The 25901-nt window shown below is 65.3% G+C and carries 20 protein-coding genes and 1 riboswitch; of the genes, 8 read left to right on the forward strand and 12 right to left on the reverse strand.

The window, feature by feature from the left end:
• Nucleotides 1-19 precede the first annotated feature (19 nt).
• Nucleotides 20-140: riboswitch (TPP riboswitch) on the forward strand.
• A complete protein-coding gene (gene thiC, locus JIM94_RS09355) occupies nucleotides 138-1841 on the forward strand; it encodes a phosphomethylpyrimidine synthase ThiC (RefSeq protein ID WP_200253599.1) in 1704 nt (567 codons plus the stop codon). (Overlaps the previous riboswitch by 3 nt.)
• A 15-nt stretch (nucleotides 1842-1856) precedes the next feature.
• Here the strand turns inward: thiC and JIM94_RS09360 are convergent, their stop codons facing one another.
• From JIM94_RS09360 to JIM94_RS09370, 3 genes are all read right to left on the reverse strand, one after another.
• On the reverse strand, nucleotides 1857-2057 hold the full coding sequence (locus JIM94_RS09360; RefSeq protein WP_200253601.1) for a hypothetical protein: 201 nt from the start codon (nucleotides 2055-2057) through the stop codon (nucleotides 1857-1859).
• Nucleotides 2058-2179: 122 nt separating this feature from the next.
• Complete coding sequence (locus tag JIM94_RS09365; protein ID WP_200253603.1) at nucleotides 2180-2944, reverse strand: multidrug ABC transporter permease; 765 nt, start codon at nucleotides 2942-2944, stop codon at nucleotides 2180-2182.
• A gap of 3 nt (nucleotides 2945-2947) precedes the next feature.
• Nucleotides 2948-3934, reverse strand: a complete 987-nt coding sequence (locus JIM94_RS09370) for an ABC transporter ATP-binding protein (protein ID WP_200253605.1) — start codon at nucleotides 3932-3934, stop codon at nucleotides 2948-2950.
• A 224-nt stretch (nucleotides 3935-4158) separates the two neighbouring features.
• On the opposite strand from JIM94_RS09370, the gene JIM94_RS09375 reads away from it, so the two are divergent.
• Genes JIM94_RS09375 through JIM94_RS09385 form a run of 3 tightly spaced genes read left to right on the forward strand, consistent with a single transcriptional unit; the run spans nucleotide 4159 to nucleotide 7008 of the window.
• Complete coding sequence (locus tag JIM94_RS09375) at nucleotides 4159-5151, forward strand: FecCD family ABC transporter permease (protein WP_200253607.1); 993 nt, start codon at nucleotides 4159-4161, stop codon at nucleotides 5149-5151.
• Between the two features lie 47 nt (nucleotides 5152-5198).
• Nucleotides 5199-6191, forward strand: a complete 993-nt coding sequence (locus JIM94_RS09380; protein WP_248086050.1) for a FecCD family ABC transporter permease — start codon at nucleotides 5199-5201, stop codon at nucleotides 6189-6191.
• Nucleotides 6192-6204: 13 nt separating this feature from the next.
• A complete protein-coding gene (locus tag JIM94_RS09385; protein ID WP_200253611.1) occupies nucleotides 6205-7008 on the forward strand; it encodes an ABC transporter ATP-binding protein in 804 nt (267 codons plus the stop codon).
• 64 nt (nucleotides 7009-7072) lie between these two features.
• Here JIM94_RS09385 and JIM94_RS09390 read toward each other — a convergent pair whose 3' ends face one another.
• The 6 genes from JIM94_RS09390 to JIM94_RS09415 all read right to left on the reverse strand — a co-directional run bounded on the left by JIM94_RS09390 (nucleotide 7073) and on the right by JIM94_RS09415 (nucleotide 11798).
• Nucleotides 7073-8101 (reverse strand): iron-siderophore ABC transporter substrate-binding protein, encoded by a 1029-nt coding sequence (locus JIM94_RS09390; protein ID WP_200253613.1) that lies wholly within the window; start codon nucleotides 8099-8101, stop codon nucleotides 7073-7075.
• 418 nt (nucleotides 8102-8519) lie between these two features.
• Nucleotides 8520-9284, reverse strand: coding sequence for a thiazole synthase (thiG, locus tag JIM94_RS09395; protein ID WP_200253615.1), 765 nt, complete (start codon nucleotides 9282-9284; stop codon nucleotides 8520-8522).
• 2 nt (nucleotides 9285-9286) lie between these two features.
• Nucleotides 9287-9532, reverse strand: coding sequence for a sulfur carrier protein ThiS (gene thiS, locus JIM94_RS09400; protein ID WP_200253617.1), 246 nt, complete (start codon nucleotides 9530-9532; stop codon nucleotides 9287-9289).
• A 9-nt stretch (nucleotides 9533-9541) separates the two neighbouring features.
• Entirely contained in the window at nucleotides 9542-10612 is a 1071-nt protein-coding gene (gene thiO / locus JIM94_RS09405; protein WP_248086048.1) for a glycine oxidase ThiO, read from the reverse strand.
• Between the two features lie 5 nt (nucleotides 10613-10617).
• Nucleotides 10618-11265, reverse strand: coding sequence for a thiamine phosphate synthase (thiE, locus tag JIM94_RS09410; RefSeq protein WP_200253621.1), 648 nt, complete (start codon nucleotides 11263-11265; stop codon nucleotides 10618-10620).
• Nucleotides 11262-11798, reverse strand: coding sequence for an NUDIX hydrolase (locus JIM94_RS09415; RefSeq protein ID WP_200253623.1), 537 nt, complete (start codon nucleotides 11796-11798; stop codon nucleotides 11262-11264). Before JIM94_RS09415 ends, thiE begins: the two co-directional genes overlap by 4 nt.
• Before the next feature lie 99 nt (nucleotides 11799-11897).
• On the opposite strand from JIM94_RS09415, the gene JIM94_RS09420 reads away from it, so the two are divergent.
• From JIM94_RS09420 to JIM94_RS09435, 4 genes are all read left to right on the forward strand, one after another.
• Complete coding sequence (locus tag JIM94_RS09420) at nucleotides 11898-13334, forward strand: hypothetical protein (RefSeq protein ID WP_200253625.1); 1437 nt, start codon at nucleotides 11898-11900, stop codon at nucleotides 13332-13334.
• Nucleotides 13334-14359: a glutamate ABC transporter substrate-binding protein gene (locus tag JIM94_RS09425; RefSeq protein WP_200253627.1), complete on the forward strand. Its 1026-nt coding sequence runs from the start codon at nucleotides 13334-13336 to the stop codon at nucleotides 14357-14359. Before JIM94_RS09420 ends, JIM94_RS09425 begins: the two co-directional genes overlap by 1 nt.
• A gap of 2 nt (nucleotides 14360-14361) precedes the next feature.
• A complete protein-coding gene (locus tag JIM94_RS09430) occupies nucleotides 14362-16722 on the forward strand; it encodes a serine/threonine protein kinase (protein ID WP_200253629.1) in 2361 nt (786 codons plus the stop codon).
• A gap of 1089 nt (nucleotides 16723-17811) precedes the next feature.
• Nucleotides 17812-20142: an Ig-like domain-containing protein gene (locus JIM94_RS09435; RefSeq protein ID WP_200253631.1), complete on the forward strand. Its 2331-nt coding sequence runs from the start codon at nucleotides 17812-17814 to the stop codon at nucleotides 20140-20142.
• Between the two features lie 228 nt (nucleotides 20143-20370).
• On the opposite strand, the gene JIM94_RS09440 is transcribed toward JIM94_RS09435, so the two are convergent.
• From JIM94_RS09440 to phoA, 3 genes are read right to left on the reverse strand one after another with little or no spacing between them, the layout of a single operon-like run.
• The gene (locus tag JIM94_RS09440; RefSeq protein WP_248086046.1) at nucleotides 20371-21456 is read right to left on the reverse strand and encodes a permease; all 1086 of its coding nucleotides are present in this window, start codon (nucleotides 21454-21456) and stop codon (nucleotides 20371-20373) included.
• Nucleotides 21453-22304, reverse strand: coding sequence for a TIGR03943 family putative permease subunit (locus JIM94_RS09445; protein WP_200253634.1), 852 nt, complete (start codon nucleotides 22302-22304; stop codon nucleotides 21453-21455). The genes JIM94_RS09440 and JIM94_RS09445 overlap by 4 nt, the downstream gene beginning before the upstream one ends.
• Nucleotides 22305-22326: 22 nt before the next feature.
• Complete coding sequence (gene phoA / locus JIM94_RS09450) at nucleotides 22327-25605, reverse strand: alkaline phosphatase (RefSeq protein ID WP_234039615.1); 3279 nt, start codon at nucleotides 25603-25605, stop codon at nucleotides 22327-22329.
• Nucleotides 25606-25901 lie beyond the last annotated feature (296 nt).

Here is a 25901-nt window from a genome sequence, read left to right on the forward strand (position 1 = left end):
TGTTAGACTCGTGCGCACAACCTGTCACCGCGGGAGCGTGGCCCGAACCACGCTGAGAGGGCACCTGAATCATCAGGGGGTGCCGACCGTTTCGAACCTGTCCGGATAATGCCGGCGTAGGGAGAGGAAATACAGCCATGCACTCACGCACGCCCAGCGTCAACCCGAAGACCGCACCCCCGACGGAGGACCAGGTCACCACGGGCCCGATCTACCGGAGCGAGAAGGTCTACGGGGAGATCGACTTCGGGGGCACCACCCTGCGGGTTCCGGCCCGCCGGATCAACCTGACCAACGGGGACCACTTCGACGTCTACGACACCTCGGGTGTCTACACCCACACCGATCCGGAACTGGATCTGAAGCGGGGGCTGGCCAAGACCCGCGATTCCTGGCCGCACCCCGATGCCGTTCCCGCCTCCGACGAACACCCGGAGCTGAAGGTGCGGACCCAGTTGGCGTGGGCCCGTGCCGGGATCATCACCCCAGAGATGGCGTTCATCGCGCACCGCGAGGGCTTCGACCCCGAGACCGTCCGCGAGGAGGTCGCCGCCGGTCGCGCGGTGATCTGCGCGAACCACAACCACCCCGAGATCGAACCGATGATCATCGGCAAAAAGTTCGCGGTGAAGGTCAACGCCAACATGGGCAACTCCGCCGTGACCTCGTCCATCGCGGAGGAGGTGGAGAAGATGGTGTGGGCGACCCGCTGGGGCGCGGACACCATCATGGACCTGTCCACCGGGCGGGACATCCACGAGACCCGCGAGTGGATACTGCGCAACTCCCCCGTCCCGGTCGGTACCGTCCCGATCTACGAGGCACTCGAGAAGGTCAAGGGTGATCCCACGAAACTGACGTGGGAGATCTACCGGGACACCGTGATCGAGCAGTGCGAGCAGGGTGTGGACTACATGACCGTGCATGCCGGTGTGCTGCTGCGCTACGTCCCGCTGGCCGCGAACCGGGCCACCGGCATCGTCAGTCGTGGTGGTTCGATCATGGCGGCCTGGTGCCTGAACCGGCACGAGGAGTCCTTCCTGTACACGCACTTCGTGGAACTGTGCGACATTCTCGCGGAGTACGACGTCACCTTCTCCCTCGGCGACGGGCTGCGTCCGGGATCGATCGCCGACGCGAACGACGAGGCGCAGCTCGCGGAGCTGCGCACGCTGGGCGAGCTGACGAAGGTGGCGAAGTCACGCGGCTGCCAGGTGATGATCGAGGGGCCGGGGCACGTGCCCATGCACAAGATCGTGGTCAACGTGGAGTGGGAGGAGCAGTGGTGCGAGGAAGCCCCGTTCTACACACTCGGCCCCCTCGCCACGGACATCGCACCCGGTTACGACCACATCACCTCCGCGATCGGGGCCGCGATCATCGGGCAGGCGGGGACCGCCATGCTCTGCTACGTCACCCCGAAGGAACACCTCGGGCTACCCAACCGGGACGACGTGAAGACCGGCGTGATCACCTACAAGATCGCCGCCCACGCAGCGGACCTGGGAAAGGGGCACCCACGGGCGCAGGAACGTGACGACGCCCTGTCCGCTGCCCGCTTCGAGTTCCGGTGGCACGACCAGTTCGCGCTCGCCCTCGATCCGGACACCGCCCTCGACTTCCACGACGAGACACTGCCCGCGGAACCGGCGAAGACGGCGCACTTCTGCTCGATGTGCGGCCCGAAGTTCTGTTCCATGCGGATCTCCCGGGACGTGAGCGAATACGCGAAACAGCACGGCCTGGACAGTGTGGAGGCCATCGAGGCCGGAATGCAGGAGAAGTCGAGGGAGTTCGCGGAATCCGGCGGGCGTGTCTATCTGCCGATCAGTGCGACGTGATCGTTCCGGTCGGGATCACCGGCGCCTGATGCTCCAGCGTCGGTAGCCCTCCCCGCAGAAGCCGAGGAGTCCGGCGACGCAGATGATGAAGGGCAGCGCGGCCCACCTGCCGTCGGGCACGGTGAACAGGATGGCACCCAGGCCGATGACGCACAGCACGAGCACCAGGATCTGCGCGGTGAGTGCGCGGTCGGACATCGACTGGAGCTTCTTCACGGCGGCACCGGTCCTCTCTGGATCTGGGAAGGTGCCCTCCACGTTAGAGGATCCCGCCGGTGAACACGACGCAACCCGGCACCCCATCCGGGGTGCCGGGTTGCGTCGTGTCGCGGAGCACGTCAGGCGTCGCGGCTGTTCACCAGCAGGACACCGATGACCAGGAGCCCGAGGGCCCAGGCGGCGAAGTACCAGATACTGCCGGTGACTCCCCAGGGGGCTTCGGTCGCCTGATTGTTGACGAAGGCGTTGAAGTTGTTGAACGGGGCGTACTTGTAGATCGTCTTGCCGATCTTCGGGACCAGCATGTTGATGAGTCCCTCCACCGCGAAATACCAGAGGAAGAGGATGGAGATGGCGCCGGCGGTCTGGCGGACGATCCAGGCGATGGCGTGGGTGAAGACGACCAGCAGAACGGCGGCGAGCGGGTAGGCCCACATCATGCGGCGGCTGACCTCACCACCCCAGATGTCGAGGGTCGCGGCAGATGCCTCATTGGCGACCAGCTTCGCGACGTACAGGGATCCGAGTACCGCGAGGAAGGTCAGGATCCCGGCGATCAAGGTGTAGAGGACGAGTTTCGCGATGACGACCAGCGTCCGGTTCGGGCACGCCTGGAACGTCGAGTGCGTGATCGAGTGACGGTACTCACCGGTCACGACCATCACGGCCTGAATCATCAGAATGAGGAACCCGAAAACCCCGACCGGGGCGACGAGCATCTGCGGCAGCAGGATCACGCTGTCCTGCCCCTCGAACTTGAGGGCACTGAAGACGTAGAGCGCCGGTACACCCAGGCAAACGAGGAAGAAGATCGCGGTGGTCCACCAGAAGGCCTTGGTGGTGCGGAGCTTGATCCACTCCGCGGCAAGGATGTTGGGAAACATGTGTCAGTTCTCCTCGTTCAGCATCTGGTCGTTCGGCACCGGCGCAGAGCCCGTGATCTCCGGCTGACCGGGGCGATCTCCGGTGTGGTACTCTTGGGCGTGGCCGGTCATCTGGAGGAACGCCTCCTCGAGAGATGCCTTCCGTTCAGTGAGCTCGGTGACCATGATTCCGGTCGAGTAGGCCAGGGCTCCGACGAAATCGGTCGTCTGGTCGTCGATGACGATCAGTGGCCGCTTCTCTTCGTCGATGTCCTCCCGGTAGGAGATGTTCTCCTCCTCGAGAACCGCGGTGAACTCCTTGTACTGTTCCGTACGCATCAGCACCGAGGTCCGGGATGACTGCTTGATGAACTCGTAGGTGGAGGAATCCGAGACGAGTTTGCCCCGCCCGATCACGATGAGATGATCGGCGGTCAGAGCCATCTCCGACAGCATGTGGGAACTCACCAGCACGGTACGGCCTTCAGCGGCGAGTGCCTTGAGGAAGTCACGCACCCAGCGGATGCCCTCCGGATCCAGACCGTTGACGGGTTCGTCGAGAAGCAGCACACCCGGGTCACCGAGCAGCGCCGTCGCGAGACCGAGCCGCTGCCCCATACCGAGGGAGAAACCACCGGTCTTCTTGCCCGCGACCTCCGAGAGACCGACGAGGCCGAGAACCTCATCGACACGACTCTTCGGAAGCCCGTTGGACTTCGCGATCCACTTCAGATGGTTCGCGGCACTGCGGTTCGGGTGGGTGGCCTTCGCGTCGAGAAGCGCACCGACCTCCCGGAGCGGGTTCCTCAACTTGCGGTAGGGGACACCGTTGATGGTCGTGGTACCCGCGGTGGGCTTGTCGAGCCCCAGGATCATCCGCATCGTCGTCGACTTGCCCGCACCGTTCGGACCGAGGAAGCCGGTGACCACCCCGGGGTTCACCGAGAAGGTCAGATCATCGACGGCACGGACCTGGCGGTACCTCTTGGTCAGGCCGGAAACTTCAATCATGCCCACCAGTGTGACACAGGAAACGGAAACCGGCGCGGACCACCCCGAGATGGCTGCAAGGTCACACCCGACGGCAGCCTCAACCGGTCACACTTTTCCGCCGGTGGACCGGGAGCCGTCCGGTGAACACATCGCCGCCACCCACCTTTTTCACCTACTTCACGGCAGCCGTGAGATGCCGTACCCGGACAACGGCGTGACAGCCGATTAGGTATGGTTACCCTATGCCGCAGCGATTCCACGCCCCGCCCACCGTGGCAGTGCTCGCCCTGGCCACCATTGCAGCGACAGTTCTGTCCATCTTCATCGGGGCACGTCCCACCGGTTTCACCACCGTGCTCCACTCACTGGGTGGAACTCCCGCCGATCCCTCCCTGCACACGATTCTGTGGAGCTACCGGATACCCCGGACACTGGCCGCCACGGCATGCGGAGTCGCCCTGGCGGTGGCGGGTGGACTGGCCCAGACCTGGACGAGAAATCCACTCGCCGATCCGGGCATCATCGGCATCACTTTCGGGGCGGCGTTCGCGGTGGCCCTCGGTGCGACACTGGGGGTCGATTCATCGACGGTAAGGCTTCTTCTCGCGATTCTCGGTGCGACGGCGGCAGCTGCCCTGACTCTGTTTCTCGTCCGCAACGCGGACGACAACCTGGCCCTGATACTTGTCGGCACCGGTGTCTCTGCGTCACTCTCGGCACTCACCACGATCCTGGCGCTCCAGACCAGCCGGACGCTGGAGATTCTCCGGCACTGGACCATCGGATCGACGTCGGGAACAACCGGCGGGGATCTCGGTGTGCTCTCCGTGGGGCTCGTGGTCGGGCTACTCATCACGGCACAGGTGGCACGTCCGATGGATCTGATCGCCATGGGGGACGGCGTCAGCACCACCCTCGGTTCAGATCCCCGCAGAACCCGGCTCCTGGCGGCAACAGCGATAGTCGTACTGTGCGCCGGGGCCACCGTGGCGGTCGGCCCGGTCGCCTTCGTCGGTCTCGCCGGTCCACACATCGCCCGTTCGCTGGTCGGCCCCTCCCTGACGGTGTGCCTGCCGGTCGCGGCGTTAGTCGGGGCCCTGCTCACACTTGGAGCGGACATGGCGGGCCGTGTTCTTCTGCGGCCCGGGGAGGTCGAGTTCTCGGTCATTCTCGCGTTCATCGGAGCGCCGCTGCTCATCGCCGTCATCCGCCGGGGAAAGCTCGAGACGCTGTGAAAGTGGAGATCTGGGAGGGAACTCACCGGCGGAGGCGCTCTCTCCGTGTGATCATCTGCGCAGCGGTCGTCGCGTTCATCGGCTATGCCCTGCTCCTCGCCACGGGGCCGGTCTCCTTCACGGTGCCGGAGTTGATTGAGGTACTCACAGGTGGCGGAACCCGGACCCAGATCACGGTCGTGTGGGAGCTGCGGCTACCGATCGCGGTTGCGACGGTGACGACCGGCGCACTGCTCGGCACCGCCGGGGCCTGGACGCAGACCGCCGTCAGAAACCCTCTGGCGTCACCGGATGTCATGGGAATCTCAGGTGGAGCCGCCGTCGCCGTCGTCGCCGGAACGATCTTTCTTCCCGTGCAAAACCACGCCTCCATGTCGGTGTTCTGGTGGCGGTTCATACTCGCCGCTCTGGGTGCGCTGACGGTCATCGTTCTGCTGTGGGTCCTTTCCGGCTCCGCCAACGGAACCCGCCTGGTATTGACGGGTGTCGGGATCTCCCTGTTCAGCCACCAGGCTGTCCGATTCATGCTGAGTCGCACCGACCTGAGGGAGACCGCTGACGCCCAGACCTGGTTGGCGGGGTCGACCGGACTCGTGAGGGAGCCCGCCCTCACCCCGCTTTTCCTGGGGGCGCTGCCCTTCCTCCTGATCGGGATGTATTTCTCCCGGGATCTCCCGATACTCATCCACGGTGACGTCACCGCGACAGTGCTGGGCGTGGATGCCGCTGTCGTACGTTCAATGATGATCATCGCCGCCACCGGACTCGCGGCCGTCTGCGTTTCGGTCACCGGCCCGATCGGGTTTGTCGCCCTGGTGGCGCCCCAACTGGCCAGAATTCTGGCGGGTGCCCCCACCCCACCGCCCTACGCCTCAGCCTCCGTGGGCGCGGCAATGATGACCCTGTGTGCGGTCTCCGTCAATCTCCTCCCTGCACCGGTACCCGTGGGGACACTGACCTCGGCGCTCGGCGGAGTCGCTCTGACCATGCTCGTCGTACGGATGGGGCGTACGCAATCCCACGATCCGCGGAAGAACTGAGGAGTTTTCAGAGATGACAGATCCGGAATCCACGTCACTGGACGTCCACTCCCTCGACGCCGGATACGGGAAGAACGGGACCGTGATCCGGGGTGTCTCCGTCAACGCCGGTCCCGGAACGGTAACGACGCTCATCGGTCCCAACGGCTGCGGAAAATCGACCCTGCTCAAGACGATGGCCCGGCTGATCACCCCGACCCGTGGATGGGTCCGGTTGAGGGGCGAAGACCTCCACGCCATGAGCAACCGAAGAGCCGCCCAGTTGATATCGCTCCTTCCCCAGTCCCCTTCCGCACCCCCGGGTCTGACGGTCGGGGAACTCGTCGCCAGAGGTCGACACCCGTACCGGTCCCGGTGGCGGGGTCTGTCCGAGACAGACAGGGAGGTCGTCGACAGGGCGATGAACCTGACCTGCGTCCGCGATCTCTCCGAAAAGGACATCGGGAGTCTTTCCGGAGGGCAGCGGCAGCGCGCCTGGATCGCCATGACGCTCGCACAGGACACGCCGTTCCTGTTGCTGGATGAACCGACGACCTACCTCGATCCCGCGCACGCCGTCGAGGTGCTCCAGCTGGCCCGGCATCTCGCCGTCGAGGAGGGAAGGACGGTCGTGCTCGTCCTGCACGATCTGAATCTCGCGGCACGCTTCTCGGACAACGTCGTCCTGATGAAGGACGGACGGTGCATGGTCTCGGGTCCGCCGCACGAGTCCATCCGTGCGGAGACCCTCCGCGGTGCCTACGCGTTGGATGCCGACGTGATCAGTGATCCCTCCGACGGCACTCCGCTGGTGATCGCCCGCGGGCGGGTCTCCTGAACGGAAAGACGGTGCCGTGCACCGGAGTGGAACACGACACCGTCAGAGATCAGGGGATACCGCCCTACAGCTGTTCCTCGATCCGGTCGACCGCCCAGGGGATGGTCAACGGGTTCATCATGCTCATCGCGTTCGCCGTGTCCTCATCGATGTAGCGGACACGCCCTTCACGGACCGCGTCTATCGAAGAGAACGCCGGATCATTCTTCAGCTGGTCGGTGCTGCCCTGGTAGTCGAGGACGTAGACGTAGTCTGCGGCACTCAGGGTGTTGTAGTTCTCCGGGGAGACGGCGACGTAGAAGGAATCACCGGCCTGCTCCGTCAGCTCCTCCGGCATCCTGAATCCCAGCCTGGAGATGAAGCGTCCACGGTTGTGGTCCTCCGTGTAAACCCGCATCTCACCTTTGAGCGGGAACACGACCGCGACGGTTTTGTCCGAGAGCTCGGGGTGCGCACTCGCGAAATCGGTGAACGACTGCTCGGATTCCTCGATCAGTTCCTCGCCACGGTCGCTCATGCCCACGGCAGCGGCGATGTCCCGGATCTGTTCCTGCCACGGAACGGACCAGTCCTGATACTCATCGGAGTGCGTGGCGAGTGGGGCGATGGCCTCCAGATCCTTCCTGGCCTGCTCATCCACTGCGGCGTTGACGGCGATGATCTTGGTCGGATCGGTGGCCGCGATCTGTTCAACTATCTGACCGGTGAATCCGGAGGCGGTCCCCATGATCTTGGCCGGGTCATTGTCCCCCAGCGCCTCCAGCGCCCAGGGGCCGACGCCTTTCTCACCGGTGTCACCGGGCTGTCCCCACGGGGCCACCGTCACCGGAACGATGCCGAGTGCGAGCAGGGTGTCGACGTCACCGAAACCAGCGGCCGCGACCCTGTCATTGGACGCCTCGGCGACTTCCGCGACAACCGGAGCATCCGTGCTCTGTTCCCCCGACGCTTTCGAGGCAGCGGAGGTCGTTGAACTCCGCGTGGATTCGCCCCCGGGTTCTCCGTCCCCTTTCGCGCAGCCGGATAGCACGAGCCCTGCGGTCAGCAGTGCCGCCAGGATCCCCCTCGAAGAACCGGAAACCAGCCGTTTCATGATCTGTCCTTCCTGTCGTCGATGGATTGACGTGGACATACCTTCACCTGTCCTTCACGGGGCCTTCATGGAGCCTCCATGGGGACACTGTCGCCAACCCGCCTTTTAGGCACCCCTAACCTACATATCACCTGTACTGCGGGCAAGTGTCAGTTGTCCCGGACAGCGGGGCGACCATCGGGGAAATGGGAACGTTGAAACGAACAAAACCGGAACGTGTCGAAAAAACCCCGGAATTTCGACACGTTCCATCGACATGTACGCGTCATCGACACATCCTGCCGCGAGGATTCCCACGGTCCGACCGGCGAGCATCCGCCCGTGGCGGGTCTTTTTGTCCCGGCCCAACCCCCTCGGGCGCAGGGCACGGACACCCGCCGGCGGTCGAACACCGGCATTCGGAATCGTGTCGGGACCGTCAGACTGGCGATCCGGTCGGCGAGGACGCCTGCGACCAGAATCGTTTCGGAATGCGTCCCGCGGTGCGTGCCAGATGTCCCGATTCGACGGCGAGTTTCATGGCGCGCGCCATGGTGACGGGATCGTCGGCGCGGGTGACCGCTGTGGCGAGCAGGACGGCGGCGCAGCCGAGTTCCATGGCCCGGGCGGCGTCGGAGGCGGTGCCGATGCCGGCGTCGCAGATCACGGGCACGCCGGCCGCTGCGGTGATCATCTCCAGGTTGTGTTCGTTGCGGATTCCCAGTCCGGTTCCGATGGGTGCGGCGAGCGGCATCACGGCGGCGCAGCCGGCCTCCTCGAGCTGGCGGCAGAGGACGGGGTCGTCGTTGGTGTAGGGCAGCACGACGAAGCCGTCGTCGACGAGTTGTTCGGCGGCGTCGAGGAGTTCCACGCCGTCGGGCAGGAGGGTCCGGTCGTCGGCGATGACCTCGAGTTTGATCCAGTTGGTGTCCAGTGCCTCCCGGGCGAGTCTGGCGGTGAGGACGGCTTCGTCGGCGGTGCGGCAGCCCGCGGTGTTCGGCAGGACGGTGATGCCCAGGTCGTCGAGCAGGGCGAGTAGTCCGGTGTGTCCGCCGGCGTCGACGCGGCGCATGGCGACGGTGGTCATCGCCGTGCCGGAGGCCACGAGTGCCTCGCGGAGGATCTGCTGGTTGGCCGCCCCGCCGGTGCCCATGATGAGACGTGAGGTGAGCGTCTTTCCGGCGATGACCAGTGGCTCCGACACGTCTACCCTCCCTGGACGGCGGTGAAGATGTCGATCTGCGCCGCGTCCAGCTGTCCGACGGTCTCGTCCCAGCGTGCGGCGGGCACGACGAGTCCGTTGACGGCGACGGCGAAACCGCGGTCGGTCTCGGAGCGTTCGCGGACGAGCTGGCGGACGGTGGTCTCCGGTCCGAGCTCGCGGGTCCGCCCGTTGACGGTGACGGTTCTCGGGCCTTCACCGCCGGGGTTGTGTTCGGTGAACTGACTCATGTGGTGCTCCTAGAGGGTGGGTCGGTCCGGCCGGGTGAGCCGGGTGATGTCGAGTGGTGTGCCGTGGACCTCGGCGAGGACGGCGTCGGCGGTGACGGCGGAGAGCAGGATCCCGTTGCGGCCGTGTCCGCAGGCGGCGATGACGCGGCCGTCGCCGACGGGGCCGATGACCGGGACGTTGTCGGGGCTGTAGGGCCGCAGCCCGGCGATGACCTCGTCGAAGACGTAGTCGTCGATTCCGGGGAAGACGAGTGCCGCGTCGTCGAGCAGCTGCCGGACGCCTCCCGCCGTGGGTTCGGTGTCGTGACCGTGCTCGTATTCGGTGGCGCCGACGGCCACGCCCCAGGCCCGGGGCACGAGGTAGAGGGGTCGGCCGTGGACGCGGGCGCGGATCGTGCGGGACGGGGCCGGTTGTGATCCGGGTTGCCGGCGCAGGCGCACGACCTCGCCCTTCACCTCACGGATGTCGAGCCCGAGCAGTTCGCGGGCACCGGCACCCGCCGCGACGACGACACGCTCACCGGGGACGGAGTCCGGGTCGGTGACCGTCTGTTCCACGCGTCGGACGCCGAGCCGTGCGCAGGCCTCGGTCAGTCGATGGAGCAGGACGCGGTTGTCGACGGCGTGTTCCTCCGGGCACAGGATTCCGGCGCGCAGTCCGCGGCGTAGTGCGGGCTCGAGTTGGCGCATCTCGCGGCGGCTGATGCGGCGGAGGCGCCCGGGGTGGTGCGATTCCACGAATCCGAGGGTTCGCTCGATGTCGGTGGCGTCGGCGTCGTCCGCGCCGGTGAGGATCGTGCCGGTTCCGGTGACGATGTCGTCGGCGCCTCCGTCGGCGAGGTCGGCGAGGAGTTTTTCCCAGGAGTCGAGGGACGCGACGCCGAGGTGGAGCATCGTCTCCTCCCCCGGCCAGGCTTCGGTGAGTCCGCCGAGCATGCCGCCGGCGACCCATCCTGCCCCGTCGCGGGGGCTTGCGGCGGGTGCGTACAGGGTGACGTCGGCTCCGGCGTGGGCCAGTCGGAAGGCGCAGGCCAGTCCGATGACGGATCCGCCGATGATGCTGACGGGGGTGCCGTCCACGGTGGTCAACTCCTGTCCACCACCGTTGCGAGTGCGCGGGTCGCGGCTGCGGGGTCGTCGGCGTCGGCGATGGCGCGGACGACCACGAGTCGCCGTGCACCGGCCGCGGTGACCTCGGCGGCGTTGTCGGGGTCTATGCCGCCGATCGCGAAGAAGGGTTTGGTTGTTCCGGTGTCCGCCGCGTACCGGACCAGGTCGAGGCCCGTCGCCGCGCGGCCGGGTTTGGTGGGGGTCGCCCACACCGGGCCGGTGCAGAAGTAGTCGACCCCGGGGTCCGCGATGGCGGCGTCGACCTGGCGCGGGTCGTGGCAGGACCGGCCGATGATGACGTCGGGTCCGACGATGTCACGGGCCACGGCGACGGGGATGTCCCGCTGGCCGAGGTGGAGGACGTCGGCGCGGGCGGCGTGGGCGATGTCGGCCCGGTCGTTCACCGCGAGGAGGGTGCCGTGCCAGTCGCAGACCTCGCGGAGTGCGACGAGGAGTTCGAGTTCCCGGGCGGCCTCGATGCGGGGGTTCTTCTGCCGGAGCTGGATGATGTCGACTCCGGCGGAGCAGGCGTTCTCGGCGAGTTCGATGAGCCCGGAGGTTCCGTCGGCGCGGAACCGTGCGTCGGTCACGAGGTAGAGGCGTGCGTCGTCGATGGTTTTCACAGGTCCGCTCCCGTGAGTCGGTGGAGTTCGCCGCGCAGTCGTGTCCAGGAGGCGGCGAAGGCGGGCATCAGGTTCAGGTCGGTGACGTCGTCGAGGTCCACCCACCGTAGTTCCACGGATTCGCGGTTGGCGCGTGTCGGCAGGATCTGCCCCACCCGGGCGATGACGGTGGTGTAGGTCCAGCCGCCGGGGAGTTCCGGGCGTTCCGGGTCGGCGTCGTGCGGGCCTGCGGTGACCAGCTCACCGAGGACCTCGACACGGTCGGTGTCGATGGCGCACTCCTCCTCGGTTTCCCGGAGTGCCGCCTCGGTGGCGGTTTCGTGGGAGTCGCGTGCGCCGCCGGGCAACGCCCAGGTGTCTCCGTCAGCGGTCCATCCGGCCCTGTGCTGCATGAGGATGCGCGGTGGGTGGTGTCCGACCCCGCCGGGGGTGTCGGTTCCGTCCACGACGAGGAGTAGTCCGGCGGCGCCGTGGATACCCCAGCAGCGTGTCCCCCGGGGGCCTGCGGACCAACCGTTTCCGTCACCTTTCATAGCCCCCAACAGTAGTCCCGCCGTCACCTCCGGGGGTGGCCGGTGGAGCGTATCAGCACAGCGGCAGTGAAACCCGCGGAGGTCGGTTATTCTTGTGAAATGACCGGCGCAACCCAGTCCACCGTGACCCCGGAGGACACCCAGGACCACTGGTTGGACCGGGTCAGTGGACTGGACCGGCAGCGTCACCGGCACCCGCTGTTCGCTTTCGTGCAGGACACGTTCGGGCAGCCGCTGAACTGGATGCGCAGGACGTTCGGTTTCCTCCGCACCTCCCCCGGGAAGATGACCGCGATGACGCTCATCATCACGGTCGCGATCTTCGCCGCGGGTTTCTCCATGTCCCAGTCGTCGGCGGCGCGGAAGGAAGCCCTCGGAACGCTCATCACCACCACGGAGCCGACGTCCTACGCGGCACACAACCTGTACACCTCACTGTCTGTGGCGGACACGACGGCGACGACCGGATTCGCGCAGGCGGGGGTGGAGTCGCCGCAGACCCGGCAGACGTACAACGATTCGGTCCGGCGGGCGAGTATCGCGGCGTCCCGGGCGGCGGCTGGGGTCGCGGACCTGGACAGCAGGTCCGGCCAGTTGATCTCCCGGATCCAGCGGCAGCTCCCGGTCTACACGGGGCTCGTCGAGACCGCGCGGACGAACAACCGGGTCGGTAATCCCGTGGGTGCGGCGTATCTGGCGGAGGCGTCGGCGCTCATGCGCACGGAGATCCTCCCCGCCGCCGCGGAGCTGTTCGAGCTGACCTCGGAGGAGGTCCGTCAACAGCAGTCCCGGCTCACCCAACCGCAGTGGATCCCGCTGTCGGGGCTGGCTGCGGCGATCCTCCTGCTGCTGCTCGGCCAGCGGTGGCTGGCGGTCCGGACCCGGCGTTGGTTGAACAAGGGGTTCGTGACCGCGACGGTGCTGATGACCACCGCCCTGTTGTGGGTCGGTGGCGCGAATCTCGTCACCTGGAACGCCGGTACGAGGGGTTTCGAGGAGGCTTCGCGCCCCCTGGAGTCGCTGACCACCGCGCGGATCGCGGCGCAGAAGGCACGGACGGAGGAGACCCTGGCGCTGGTGCGGCGGCAGACCACGGGCGGGGAGACGGGTTTCACGTCCGCGACCCGCACCATCGAGCAGGCCCTCGACACCTACGAGGATTCCGTGTTGAGTGAGACGGACGTGAATTCCGCGAACGCGGATATCGCACGCCAGTCGCTGGTGTACTGGCGTGCCGCGCATTCCACTCTCATCGACGACCAGGCGGGCGGGAACTACCCGGAGGCGTTGGAGACGGCTCTCGGGGTCCGCGGTGTGGAGCGGTCCCCCGGTGACGGGACGGCGGCGAGTGCCTTCGATTCGCTCGATTCCGCCCTGTCCTCCCTCATCGACGACGCCCGGGCGTCACTGCGCAGTTACATCGCGGACGGGTTGAAGGCGACGACCCTGGTGTCGTCGATGGTGCTCCTGCTCAGCCTCGCGGCGATGGCCGCGACGGTGGCGGGTATCCGCCCCCGGCTCCAGGAGTACCTGTGATGCGTCACCGTCACCTGTTCTCAGCGACCGCGCTCCTGACGGCGGCGCTCACCACCGTCTCCTGCGCGGAAAACGAGACCCCGGAGACCCGACCCGCCTGGATCTCCGCCACGGATTCCGCTCTGCCGTTGCCGCCCGGCGCGCTGACCGAGGAGGCGGGGGCGACTCCCGGTAGGCCTTTCCTGGTCGACGGGTTGCTGGGTTCCCTGCGTCCGGGGGACGGGACCGTGGAGGAGCGGGTCCCGGGGATACTGGCCCGGGGCCGGTTGATCGTCGGGGTGGACCAGTCGCAGAACCTCCTGAGTTTCCGGGACGCGACGACCGGTGAGCTGGAGGGCTTCGAGATCGACCTCGCGCGGGAGATCGCCCGGGACATCTTCGGTGATCCGTCGAAGGTGGATTTCCGTTTCGTCGATTCCGCGGACCGGGTCCTGGCTCTGGAGGCGGGGACGGTGGACATCGTGGTGCGTTCCATGACGATCACCCGCAGCAGGCAGGATCAGATCGCGTTCTCGACCCCGTACTTCACCGCCCGGACCCGGATGCTCGCGATGGAGTCGTCGAACATCTCGTCGCTGGATGATCTCGCGGGCCGTACGGTCTGCGTCACCAACGGTTCGACGGCCGCCGAGCGGACCAGGTTGCTCGTCCCCGACGCGAATCTCCTCCTGGTCCGGAACTGGGCCGACTGTCTCGTCGCCGTCCAGCAGTACCAGGCTGACGCGATCATCTCCGACGACGCGATCCTCTCCGGTATCGCGGGACAGGACCCCTACACGCAGATCGTCGGCCCGTCCCTCGGTGAGGAGCAGTACGGTGTGGGCATCGCCTCCCCGGGGCACCGCCACGACACGGACGGGCTGATCCGGCAGGTTAACTCCACCATCGAGAGGGTCCGTCGTGACGGAACCTGGTGGGATCTGTACGACCGGTGGCTCGGTCCGTACCAGTCCACCGTGGGGCCACCGCCGCTCGACTACCGGCCGGAACCGGGGCGGGACGAACAACAGGAGGATGAGGGATAACGATGGCCGAGTACGAGATGGGCACCGAAGCCGTCCCCTACAACCCCTTCGAGGATGACGAGGACGACGACACGATCCACGCGCTCCTCGATGATCTGGGGAGCATGCGTGACGAGGCCGTCACCGGTACGGCACCGGCACCCGGCCCGGTCGACACCGCGACGGCCACGGCCCCCGGGCCGTCGCCCACCGAGGACGCGGGAACCCGCTCCCGCCAGCAGGCGCTGTCGACGTTCCGGGAGCGGCGGTCGTCGACGCGCAGGGGCAGGTTCGTCGCCGACGGGATGGTGCAGCTGCCGTTCATCCGTCTCCGCGATCCCCTCCAGGCGCTCATGGATCCGGCGGAGGACGTGGCCGGGGGCGTCGAACCTCCGTCGCTGTCCCCCGGGGACATGGTCGCCGGGCAGTACGAGGTGGCCGGTGTTCTCGCCCACGGCGGAATGGGGTGGGTGTATCTGGCGCAGGACCGCAACGTGTCCGGACGGTGGGTGGTGCTCAAGGGCATGATCTCCGATCCGGAGAACCGGCACCGTTCCGTCGCCGAGGCCGAACGTGAGTTCCTCGCCGACATCACCCACCCCGGTATCGTGAAGATCTTCAACTTCATCGACGATCCCCGCACGGACACCAGTTTCATCGTCATGGAGTACGTCGGCGGCCCCTCCCTCCGGGACCGTCGTCGCAGGCAACCCGAGGGCGTCTTCGACGTCGCACTCGCCATCGGCTACATCCTCGAGATCCTCCCCGCCCTCGACTACCTGCATTCCCGGGGCGTGGTCTACAACGACCTCAAACCGGACAACATCATCGTCACCGAGGACCAGGTCAAACTCATCGACCTCGGTGCGGTCAGCGGAATCGGGGCGTTCGGGTTCATCTACGGGACCCGTGGTTTCCAGGCACCGGAGGTTCCCACCGAGGGGCCCAGCGTCGCCAGCGACATCTACACCATCGGGCGCACCCTCGCCGCGATGACCTGCAGACTGCCCGTCGTCGACGGCGCCTACGGCCCCGGCATCCCCTCCCCCGCCGGAGAACCCGTACTTCGCCGGCACCTGTCGTTCTACCGGCTGCTCCTCCGCGCCACCCACGAGGACCCGAACCGCAGGTTCCGGGACGTCACCGAGTTGTCGACGCAGCTCTACGGGGTGCTGCGGGAGATCCTGGCGATCCGCGACGGGAAACAGTTCCCCGCCCAGCACTCCCTGTTCTCCCCGCAGCGTACGACCTTCGGCACCAAACACCAGGTCTTCCGCACCGACCAGCTCATCGACGGCATCGAACGGGAGGTCCGGATCACCGCCCCGGAGGTCGTCGCCGCGCTCCCCGTCCCCCTCATCGACCGGAGTGACGTCGGCGCGGGCCTGCTCTCCGGATCGTCGTACGCCGAACCGCTCGAGGCCCTGGAGACCATGCGGCAGGCGATGCAGACGGAGGAGTACTCGGCGTCCACCGAGATTCCCCTCGGGGTGGTGCGGGCGCTCCTCGATCTGGGGTACACTCTCGAGGCGAAGCAGTGGCTCGATTCCCTGTCCGAACGCCTCGGGCTGGACTGGCGGCACCAGTGGTACTCGGGGGTCACCGACCTGCTCCTCGACGACTACATGGCCGCCCAGGACCACTTCAACAACGTCCTCAACATCGTCCCCGGTGAGGCCGCCCCCAAACTCGCCCTCGCCGCGGTCGACGAGATGCTCCTGCAGCAGATGGGTTACACGCATCAGCCCCTGCTGGACCAGGACGCCATCCACACGGCGGCGCACTCGGCGGGAACCGAGGCGGCGCTCCACATGGATGTGCTGTCCACCCTCGGGGAGAGCTGGTCCCACCTGACGTCCGCCCCCGTCGCCCTCCGTTTCCACTCCATGCGTCTCTACGCACTGGTGTGGGCGACGAACCCCACCACCGTGTCTTCCGCCTTCGGGATGGCCCGGCAGCTCATGGCGGAGAATCAGGTGGAACTGGCCGTGAGCGCCCTCGACAGGGTTCCGCAGGCGTCTCGGCACCAGCGGATGGCGAAGCTGACCACGATCCTGCTGCTCGTCTCCGGGGAACCGGAGACACTCACCGAGTCACGGATCCGCCGTGCCGCGCGCCGGCTGGAGGAGATCCCCACCAACGAACCCCGTCTCCTCCAGATCAGGATCGGGGTCATCAGCGCCGGACTGAACTGGCTGCGGTCCACCGGCCTCGACTGTTCCGCCAGTTCCAACGCCCTGTTCGGGTTCCCGTTCTCCCAGCGGGGTCTGCGCGCGGCACTCGCCGACACCCTGCGCAGTCAGGCCCGGATGGCCCCGTCCGCCCGCCACCGCTACACCCTCGTGGACATGGCGAACGCGGTACGCCCGGCGACCTGGTTCTGACCGCGCACATTGCGACTTTTCAGAGTGGTGCCCACGATCGTCGTCATACGGAGTCTCACCTCCGCAGCATCTTCCCACCGGGCCCTTCTAGTTCCAGAAAGACCGGGCGAGACCGCCACCGCCCCTGTCGGCACGGGGCATCAAACCTCCGCAACGGCTTGACCACGTGGACTCCTGATAGTGGTGATGACCAGGCATTGGTTGCGTGCGTCTCGAATCCGGAGATGCTGTGGCGCTCCGCGCCGTATACCAACCGAATTATCCCAAGCAATGTTTGCCACCTCAGCCCGATCTCGCAACAGCGTTGTCCGCGGTCGCTCGATATGTCGGCGTTCTCGACGAACATCGCGGTGTCGGGGATGTCCCCCGAAGTGACGACGAGGTTGAAACCTGTCGACGGCATCCAGCCGCACGAGGTCATGCATGGCCGCCGGAATGCCACGAACAACCTCGGGGATTCCGGGGCCTCGACCGCGGAGTCCACCGACGAATGTGCGATGTACGCACCTCATGGTGCGCCCTCAACGACAGACGTGTCCGAGGCTGCCCGGGACACCTAGGAGCTCAAATCACCTGACCGCCAACTTGACAATCACCCTGACGATAAGGACGTAAGAAATCAGATTCACCACCATCGATGACCGGAAATCAGCGAACCCAAAGCCCTTCCACAGATCAACCCAGACCTCTCCAGTCCGACCTCCCCGACCCGCACATCCCACCAAGCATCAGGCCCCTAATTAAAAAAACTACATATAGCATTAAAGATACTTGAGTCAGGTTTTCAACAATGGAATCAGCCCAGCGGCCAGTCTCGGACCCCGTCCCACAATGTCCACGACGGGTGAACACTCATTACCCCAACCGATATACGCCATCCAAGACAGACACCCGAACGCCAGAAAAACTCAATTGTGAAGCCCCGTTAAATGTGCCGCATCTGGTCGTATTCTTACCTAGAGTGGGGGTATTCTACGTTCCCCTTTTGTAGTTTTTTGCAACGTCAAAAGTACAGTATATCTTCAACTCAGCCCCTTACCCAGGAAACCCTGAGGATACGTATTTAACACGTCCGCAACAAACTTGGCCATGGAGCGGTACGAACCCATCTTGAAAGGCGCAGAAATGTCCCAAATAATCAGAGGATTCAAGAGGAACCACGGGCGCACAGCCGGGACGCTACTGTCCCTGTCACTGGCCTGCGGCGTCGCAGCAGCAGCCCCACCCAGCATAACACCGCCGGCGGCCGCCGCCGAGAGCTGCATCGTTGACGAAATACATTGGCAATGGAAAGAAGGCGAAAACAAGAAGCTCAACGGCACTCACGATTCGACCGCCGATATCCAGTTCGATTGGTCCCTCAAAGATCCAGTCAATGTAGGCGATAGTTTCGTAGTATCGCTACCAAAAGAAATTAAGCCCGTACGCGGCTCCGAGCTTTCTATTCTTGCGGAAGATCAGACTGAAGTCATCGCCACCGGCACCTGGAACTCAGGCACCAATGAAGCAACTTTCACCCTGACTGATTATGCGGAAACCCACTCCAGCCTGAGGGGTAGCACATGGTTCACTGTCACATGGACCGTCTGGAGCGACCTTCCAGCAAGCGACACAGACTACTCACTCCCGTTTTCCAGCTGTAGAGGAAAGTCACATCTTCCTGCACATTGGATCGCACCCGCCTCCGGCCCCGGAGGAGAGCTGCAGCACGGAACAAAGGTCGGGTATCTACTCGGTGAACAACCCGGATGGGTTGTCTACCTGGGAACCGCCAAAGAGGACATTAAGAGACCCGTCACCGTCATTGATAATGCCGGAAACAACTGGGCCCCGGTTTGTGATGAAATCTCTGTAATCTCCACAGTGGATGATGATGCAGGTATTTACGTCCCCATCGATCGCTCCCGATGGACTCTGAACTACTGCAACGCAGATGGATTTTCCCTGCGCTTCAATCCCCTCGATGATGGCAGCTACCTGCTAAAGAATGAATCCCTGTCGATTTCATACTCGGGTGAAGTTCTTCCGGAAAGCGAAAATACCCGGTACCTCGACAATAGCTCCCACACTTTCGGAATCAATAATAATGGAGAGCCTGCAGACAAGTCAGACATACTCAATGCGTTCATCGACCGCGGCGCAAGTGGCGGATCCGGAATCGGCGATGAGAAATCTGTTTCAGTAGGAAACTATGTTTTCCACGATGTCAACGAAAACGGAATCCAGGATTCGGAAGATCTCCCCATTCCGGGAGTTAAACTGAAGATCCAGAATAGTGACGGAACCCGTGTCACCAGAGATTATAGAAATCACGACTACTCCGAGGTGAAGAAGAATATCGACCGTACAGATGCGAGCGGCCACTATTTGTTCACTGGCCTTCCGTACTCGACAGATGGAGAAGTCGGACGGGCTTACACCGTTTCCATCGATCTAGATGACGACCAGACGCGAGCGATTCTCGCAATGTATACTCCGACACTCACCGGAAAAGGGAACTTGCACACTGACTCCAGCACCTGGACCGCCAACTCGAACACACTGACCAGAGTAGGAGAACGGGACTTCTCTCTTGATTTCGGATTCATCAAGAAGCTGGACGCATCCGTCCCTGACATTAAGCTGGTGAAGTACATCGACGGCCACGACGCCAACGCCGGTGCATCTGCAAAGGACACCAGGCAAACCGACGACGACCAGAAACCCGTCACATTCGCCGTCGGCGACACCAGACCCGTCACCATCATCGTCACCAACACGGGCACTGTCGACCTGACCGACGTCGTCGTCACCGATGAGACAGTCCTCGGCAACGACACTGTCACCGATCTGACCTGCCCCGAAGACAACGAGCTCGGCATCGGCGACTCAATGAGGTGCACCGGTACCCTATCGATGACAGCCCCGGGCATGAAGCACCGTGACAGGGCCTCCGTCACCGCCCTTCCCGCCCCCAGAGACGGACAACGCGTCGTAACCGCCGAAGGAAAGGACTGGATTGAAGGACAAACTCTAACCGACAGCGACATCGCCAACGCCATCACGCCGGCGGCCCACGGCATCCTGGGAATGTCTTCGGCATCGTGCGGTTGGATGTGCGCGCTGCTTCCTCTCGTCCCGCTGACTCCCTTGATTCCGCTCATCGGAGTCCCGGACTCTTTGGGAGCATCACCTTCACACGCTCTCGGTTCGTCGAAACTGAGTTCACCAAACAGAAATCCCGTGCGACAGTCCACCAGCGCACAGGCCCTCCCGGACAACGAACCACCCATAGGTGAGCAAGACTCAACCCGAGAAACGCGAGCCAACGAAAAGGACGTTCTCGCCCAGACGGGAGCGAACACCATCACTCTCTTCATCATCGGAATGATCGCGCTAATCCTCGGAGGTTTCCTGCTCTCACGCAGGAAAACAATCTGACTCCTTCACCGCCCCGGAGATAGAGGTTCGGAGCCCTCTCTTTCGGGCTAAAGGAGATCACTCCCCGCGATTCGTCAGAACATGAAGCAAGGGTCCTGAAACCAGTCAGAACAGAGTGGTTCCAGGACCCTTGCTTCATGTTGATCATCACCGTGGAAGAGGTATCGCGTTAGATTCCGTTCCCGACTCCACAGCAGTTGCTTTCTCTTCTTTGATTGCCGGTTCTTTCTACAGAACCCCGAAGATGACCGTCCCCACCGCGACGGCGGACAGTAGACCGCACAGCAGGACGATCGGCACGAAGCGGACGACGAACCGTGTGCCGAACGCGCCGGCCTGCATCGAGATCAGTTTGATGTCCACCATGGGGCCGACGACGAGGAACGCGAGCTGGGCGGTCGGCGAGACGGCGGTGAAGGACGCGGAGACGAAGGCGTCCGCCTCGGAGCAGAGGGACAGGACGATCGCCAGTCCGACCATGACGAGGACGGCGAGCAGCGGGGTCTGCGAGATGTCGGCGAACCAGGAGGCGGGGACCGTGACCTTGATCAGCGCGGCGACCATCGCACCCAGCACGAGGAATCCCCCGGCCTGCGTGAGGTCGTGGAGTGCGGTCATCTGGAACGTGCGCCACCGCCAGCTCCGCTTCCCGGACCCGGTCTCGCCGTGTGTGCAGTGGTCGTCGGCGCAGCCGCCGAAACCGGCACCGTCCGGGGCGGTGACCCGGATCTCGTCGTCGCGGCCGAGGATGATCCACAGCCATCCCGCGATGAGCACCGCGAGGAAGGAGGCGATGAACCGGGCCCACGCCATCTCGGGCAGTGCGTTGAACGCCACCGCCGTGGAGACGATGACCACCGGATTGAGTGCCGGGGACGCGAGCATGAACACGAGGGCCGCGGCCCTGGACACCCCGTTGCGCATGAAGGACTGGGCGACGGGCACGGAGGCGCATTCGCAGCCGGGCAGTGCGATCGCGACCGTTTCGGCGACGGGGACGGCGAGAAAACTGTTCCGGGGGGTGATGCGTTGCAGGAATCCGGGTGGTGCGAAGGCGGCGATGACGGCGGAGACCGTCACGCCGAGCACGAGGAAGGGGAGCGCCTGGATCGCGACGGCCACGGTGATCGCGGCCCAGGATTCGACGCTTCCCTCCATGCTCCAGAGTGGGTCGACGGCACTGGTGGGGCCGGTGCCGAACTGGGTCCACAGCACGACGACGAGGCCGAGTGCGGTGAACTCCCAGAGGGCGAGTTGTCTGGGGGTGACGCGGAACCGCCTGTCGACGGCCGTGTCTGTCGGTGTGGTGCTCACAGGTACGGGATCCTCGGTTCGCTGGTTTCGGTGATCGATTCTGGGGTGAGGACGAGGTGCGAGGTGGAGGCGTCGGTGTCGACGGTGCCGACGACCTCGACCCAGGTGTCCTCCGGTAGGTCTGTGCCGCCCGCGAGTGTCGCGGAGTAGGCGACGGCGTCGGCGGCGCAGCAGAAGATCTTGTAGCGGTTGACCATCGCCCCGCCGCCGTCGGTGGAGGAGTTCCCGTCACTGTCGTCGAAGCTGGCGGCCCCGCCGTGGGAGATGAACCCGAGCACCTTGATCCGTTTTCCCGCCAGGTCCTCCAGTTCACCGTACGAGTACCGGTTGTGCAGGTCGTCGAGGTTGAGTTCGTTGACGCCGGTGTCGGACAGCGGGTCGAAGGTGACCCCGCCGCGCGCGGCGGCGACTCTCCCGCCGTTGCCGGCGAGTGCCGCGTCGCGTTCGGTGCCGCTGGCGGTGTTGTCGAGCATCGCCGCGCCGAGGGGGGAGGGCGCTCCGAGGACGACGAGGAGGAACGGGACGAACACGAGCCAGGCGATCGGTGACACCGTCGCCTTCTCCCCTCCGGAACGGTTCTCGTGGCGTGCTCCGAGCCAGAGAACGGAGACGGCGAGGCCGGTGATCAGCAGCCCCACGGTGAGTGTCAGGGGCTGCCAGAAGGTCCTGATGTAGGTGGAGATACGTCCCGTGGCGAGCAGCGCGAGAACGAGCGCTCCGGTGAGGAGCCACAGTACGGCGATGATCTGGGCGGGGAAACCCGGACCGGACGGCGGGTCACCGTCGACGGGTACGTCACGGTCGTGGTGACCGTGGTGGACATCGGTCCGGTCCGGGTGCCTGTTCATGCTGTACCTTTTCTGTCCGTTTCTATCCGCGGGCGTTGGAGCGTCGCCGGCTCGAGATGAAGGCGGTGACGGCGATCAGGATGACCAGGGCGAGGAAACCGAGGGCGATCCACATCTTCGCGGAGGAACCGGTGGGGGTTCCGGTGGTTTCCCGTGCCTCCGTGGCGGTGTCACCGGTGTCGCCGCCGGGGGTTCCGGTTTCGGTGGCCTCCCAGCGCGCCGCGAGGTTGATGTCGGCGCCGTCGGTGTCCAGGTCGAGGGCGTTGGTGATGACGTAGTGGATGTCGGTCTGGTCGATCTGTCCGACGACGTTGGCGGCACCGGGGCCTTCGGCCGCGACGCGGAGTTGCGCACCGGTGTGTGTCTGGGAGCCGAGCGCCTCCTCGTCGTCGTTGGACTTTGCGGTCGCGTAGTTGACGGTCAGCTCGTCGCCGTCGGCGGTGACGAGCTTGGTGGTGCGTCCGGCGGTGGCCCGGTCGTTCGCGGTGATCTGGGAGGTGTGGGCGTGGTCGGCGGTGGTGATGATGAGGGTGGGTTCGCCCGATTTCTTCACCCATTCGCGGGCCGCCTGGATCGCCTCGTCGAGTTCCCGGGCCTCGCCGATCTGACCGCAGATGTCGGCGTCGTGGTTGGCCTTGTCGACGGAGGCGGACTCGATCTGGACGAGGAAGCCGTTGTCGTTGCGCAGCAGGTCGAGTGCCTTGGTCGTCATCTGCGCGAGGCTGGGCACCTCGTCACCGCGTTCCGGATTCTCGGTGCAGCGCACGCCCTGTCCGACGGCGGGTTCGACGGTGGGGACGGTCTGTTCCCAGATGCGGGGCAGATTCCCCTCGGCGAACAGGCCGAGGACCGGGGCGTCCTGGTCGGCCTCGTTGACGGCGTCGAGTTCGTCGGCGGAGGTGACGACGGTGAATCCCTGGTTGCGGGCGTTGTCGAGAACGGAGTCACCCTTGGTCCAGGTGTGTCCGTCCCAGTCGCCGCCGGCCTGGACGGTCTGCCCGAAATACTTGGCTCCACCGCCGAGGGTGATGTCGGCGCGGGTGTCGATGAGCTGTTCGGAGATGGAGCCGAGGCCGCCGTACTCACGGAACTGCTTCTCGAAGCCCTCTCCCTGACAGGTCTTGTTGTTCTTGTCGTATTCCGGGCCGTAGCACTTGCGGTTGAGTGCGTGGCTGCCGACGGCAGCCGGGGTGGCGTCCTGGATCTCGGCCGTGGTGACGTTGCCGGTCTTCATTCCCTTCGCCTTGGCCAGTTCGATGATGTTGGGCACCGGTGTTCCGTCGACCCTGATGCCGAGACCGCCGTTGTAGGTCTTGGTGCCGGTGGCCCATCCGGTGGCCGAGGCCGCGGAGTCCGTGACGTAGGTGGGGCCACCGAGCTCGGGATCGAGGGCGAAGGTCGTGTAGTAGCCGGTATAGGGCAGCGCGTCGATTCCGGGCAACCGGCCGTTCGCACCGTGGAGGTAGTCGCGGGCCGAGGTGATCTCACTGTCACCCATGCCGTCGCCGATGAACAGGATCAGGTTCTTCGCCTTCTCGTCGTCGAGCCCCTGCCCCTCCTTCGCGAACTGGGCGCAGTCGCCCGGGCCGGAGACGAAACCGTCGTCGCCGACCTTGTAGCAGGTGGCGAGGGGGTCCGCCGGTGCGTTGCGGTCGCCTGTTCCGGCCCTGTAGGTGGTGGCGGATTTCTCGGTGGGGACGGACGCCTCGATGGTGGGGACGTCGTTGATCCGCAGGGCGTTGGCGACGGTGAAGAAGAGGTCGGTCTGGTCGGTCTGTCCGATCACGTTCTCCTCGCCGGGGCCGTGGGCGGCGACGCGGAGCTGCGAACCGTTGTGCTGCTGGGAGGCCTTCGGGTTGTCCGCCAGCTCCTGCAGCGGGAGGCTGCCGTAGGCGATGGTCTGTGAGGATCCTTCGCCGGTGCGCAGGCGCGTGGTCGCGGCGACGGAGTTCTGGCCGTCGTAGATGATCTCGGTGGAGTGCGCGTGGTCGGCGGTGACGACGACGAGCGTGTTGCCGTCCTTCTCCGCGAAATCGAGCGCGGCCTTCACGGTCTCATCGAGACGTTCCACCTCACCGATCATGCCGCAGGCGTCGGCGGCGTGGGAGCGTTTGTCGATGGAGGCCGACTCGACCTGGAGGAGGAACCCCTTGTCGGAGTCCGGGTCATCGAGGAGCTCGATGGCCTTGGTCGTCATGTCGACGAGTTCCGGCTGTCCCTCGGTGTCCTGTTTCTCGCATTCGAGGGGCCGTCCGGACCCACCGTCGGCGGTGGCCTTCGAGGGTGCGTAACGGGTCTTCATGTTGCCGTCGTCGAACAACCCGAGCAGCGGGGAGTCCTGGTCGGCGGCGGTGACGGAGTCGAGTTCCGCTGCCGTGCGGACGACGGTGAAACCGTTGTCGGCGGCGTTGTCCAGCACCGTTTTCCCGGCGGTCCAGGTTGTCGTGGTGGGCAGGAACGGTGATTTGCCCTCCCCCTCGTGGATGACCTCCTGGTTGAACGCCTCCAGTCCACCGCCGAGGGTGACGTCGGGGCGGGCGTCGATGATCTGTTCCGAGATGGAGCCGAGTCCACCGTTGTGCCGGTACTGGGCGGCGAAGGCCTCCCCCTGGCAGGCCTTCGAGTTCTCCTCCTCCTGCGGCCCGTAGCACTTCCGGTTGAAGGCGTGGGCGACGAGCGCCGCCGGGGTGGCGTCCTGGATCTCGGAGGTGCTGACGTTACCGGTGCGCATTCCGGCCTTCTTGGCCTTCTCCAGCAGATTCTCCACCGGTTTCTGTTCCAGGTCGACACCGACGGCACCGTTGTAGGTCTTGATTCCGGTCGTCCAGGACGTCGCGGATGCGGCGGAGTCGGTGACGTAGTTGAAGGAGCCGTCCCGGTCCACGGAATGGTGGGTGTAGGCACCGGTGGAGGTGAAGGCGTCGAGCCCCTCGAAACGGCCGGCGGCGCCCTTGAGGTAGTTGCGGGCGGCGGTGATCTCCTGTTGGCCCATGCCGTCACCGATGATGAGGATGACGTTTCTCGCCTGTGCGTCGGTCCGTTCCTGTCCGACGGTTCCGAACTGGGCGCATTCACCGGGTTTCAGTGCGCGGACCGTCCCGTCCTCGGCGACGGGGTTGCACTTCTCCGGGCCGTTGTACTGTCCACCGGGTCCGGTGACCGGGGCTTTATCAGCGGCGGGGAGGCGTTCCGTGTCCGCCCCGGCGCTGGCGGGGAGCGTGACGGCGAGAGCTGCGGTGAGGAATCCACCCATCACGGCACGTGTCGTGCGTTTCCGGGTGCGGCGTTCATTGGGGGTCATGTGTCAGGCTTTCCGTGTCGGAGATCGCGGAACTGAGGAAAGTTACGGACCTCTCGTCGTTTCAGGACTCCACCAGTCGACCACCCCGGGGTTAACCGACCGTAAAAGTCACGGGATCCAGCTCCCCAACATCACGTGAACAGCAGCAGAAGTGACACCCGGACATCTCCGGTCGGGGCGTTGATGAAAACGATACCCGCCAACGCGGGGTGGTGCCACCCTGCACAGAACGGACACCCCGCCGCGCTGCGGGAGCGAAACCTCCGCCACCACACCTGCACACGCTCACCGCATGA

It is taken from the genome of Corynebacterium pygosceleis (assembly GCF_016595275.2).
GTDB classification, from domain to species: Bacteria; Actinomycetota; Actinomycetes; order Mycobacteriales; family Mycobacteriaceae; genus Corynebacterium; species Corynebacterium pygosceleis.

Coding starts and splice junctions, on each gene's coding strand:
- thiC (WP_200253599.1), top strand. CDS start 138: ATGCACTCACGCACGCCCAGCGTCAACCCGAAGACCGCACCCCCGACG.
- JIM94_RS09365 (WP_200253603.1), bottom strand. CDS start 2,944: ATGTTTCCCAACATCCTTGCCGCGGAGTGGATCAAGCTCCGCACCACC.
- JIM94_RS09370 (WP_200253605.1), bottom strand. CDS start 3,934: ATGATTGAAGTTTCCGGCCTGACCAAGAGGTACCGCCAGGTCCGTGCC.
- JIM94_RS09375 (WP_200253607.1), top strand. CDS start 4,159: ATGCCGCAGCGATTCCACGCCCCGCCCACCGTGGCAGTGCTCGCCCTG.
- JIM94_RS09385 (WP_200253611.1), top strand. CDS start 6,205: ATGACAGATCCGGAATCCACGTCACTGGACGTCCACTCCCTCGACGCC.
- JIM94_RS09390 (WP_200253613.1), bottom strand. CDS start 8,101: ATGAAACGGCTGGTTTCCGGTTCTTCGAGGGGGATCCTGGCGGCACTG.
- thiS (WP_200253617.1), bottom strand. CDS start 9,532: ATGAGTCAGTTCACCGAACACAACCCCGGCGGTGAAGGCCCGAGAACC.
- JIM94_RS09415 (WP_200253623.1), bottom strand. CDS start 11,798: ATGAAAGGTGACGGAAACGGTTGGTCCGCAGGCCCCCGGGGGACACGC.
- JIM94_RS09420 (WP_200253625.1), top strand. CDS start 11,898: ATGACCGGCGCAACCCAGTCCACCGTGACCCCGGAGGACACCCAGGAC.
- JIM94_RS09425 (WP_200253627.1), top strand. CDS start 13,334: ATGCGTCACCGTCACCTGTTCTCAGCGACCGCGCTCCTGACGGCGGCG.
- JIM94_RS09430 (WP_200253629.1), top strand. CDS start 14,362: ATGGCCGAGTACGAGATGGGCACCGAAGCCGTCCCCTACAACCCCTTC.
- JIM94_RS09435 (WP_200253631.1), top strand. CDS start 17,812: ATGGAGCGGTACGAACCCATCTTGAAAGGCGCAGAAATGTCCCAAATA.
- JIM94_RS09445 (WP_200253634.1), bottom strand. CDS start 22,304: ATGAACAGGCACCCGGACCGGACCGATGTCCACCACGGTCACCACGAC.
- phoA (WP_234039615.1), bottom strand. CDS start 25,605: ATGACCCCCAATGAACGCCGCACCCGGAAACGCACGACACGTGCCGTG.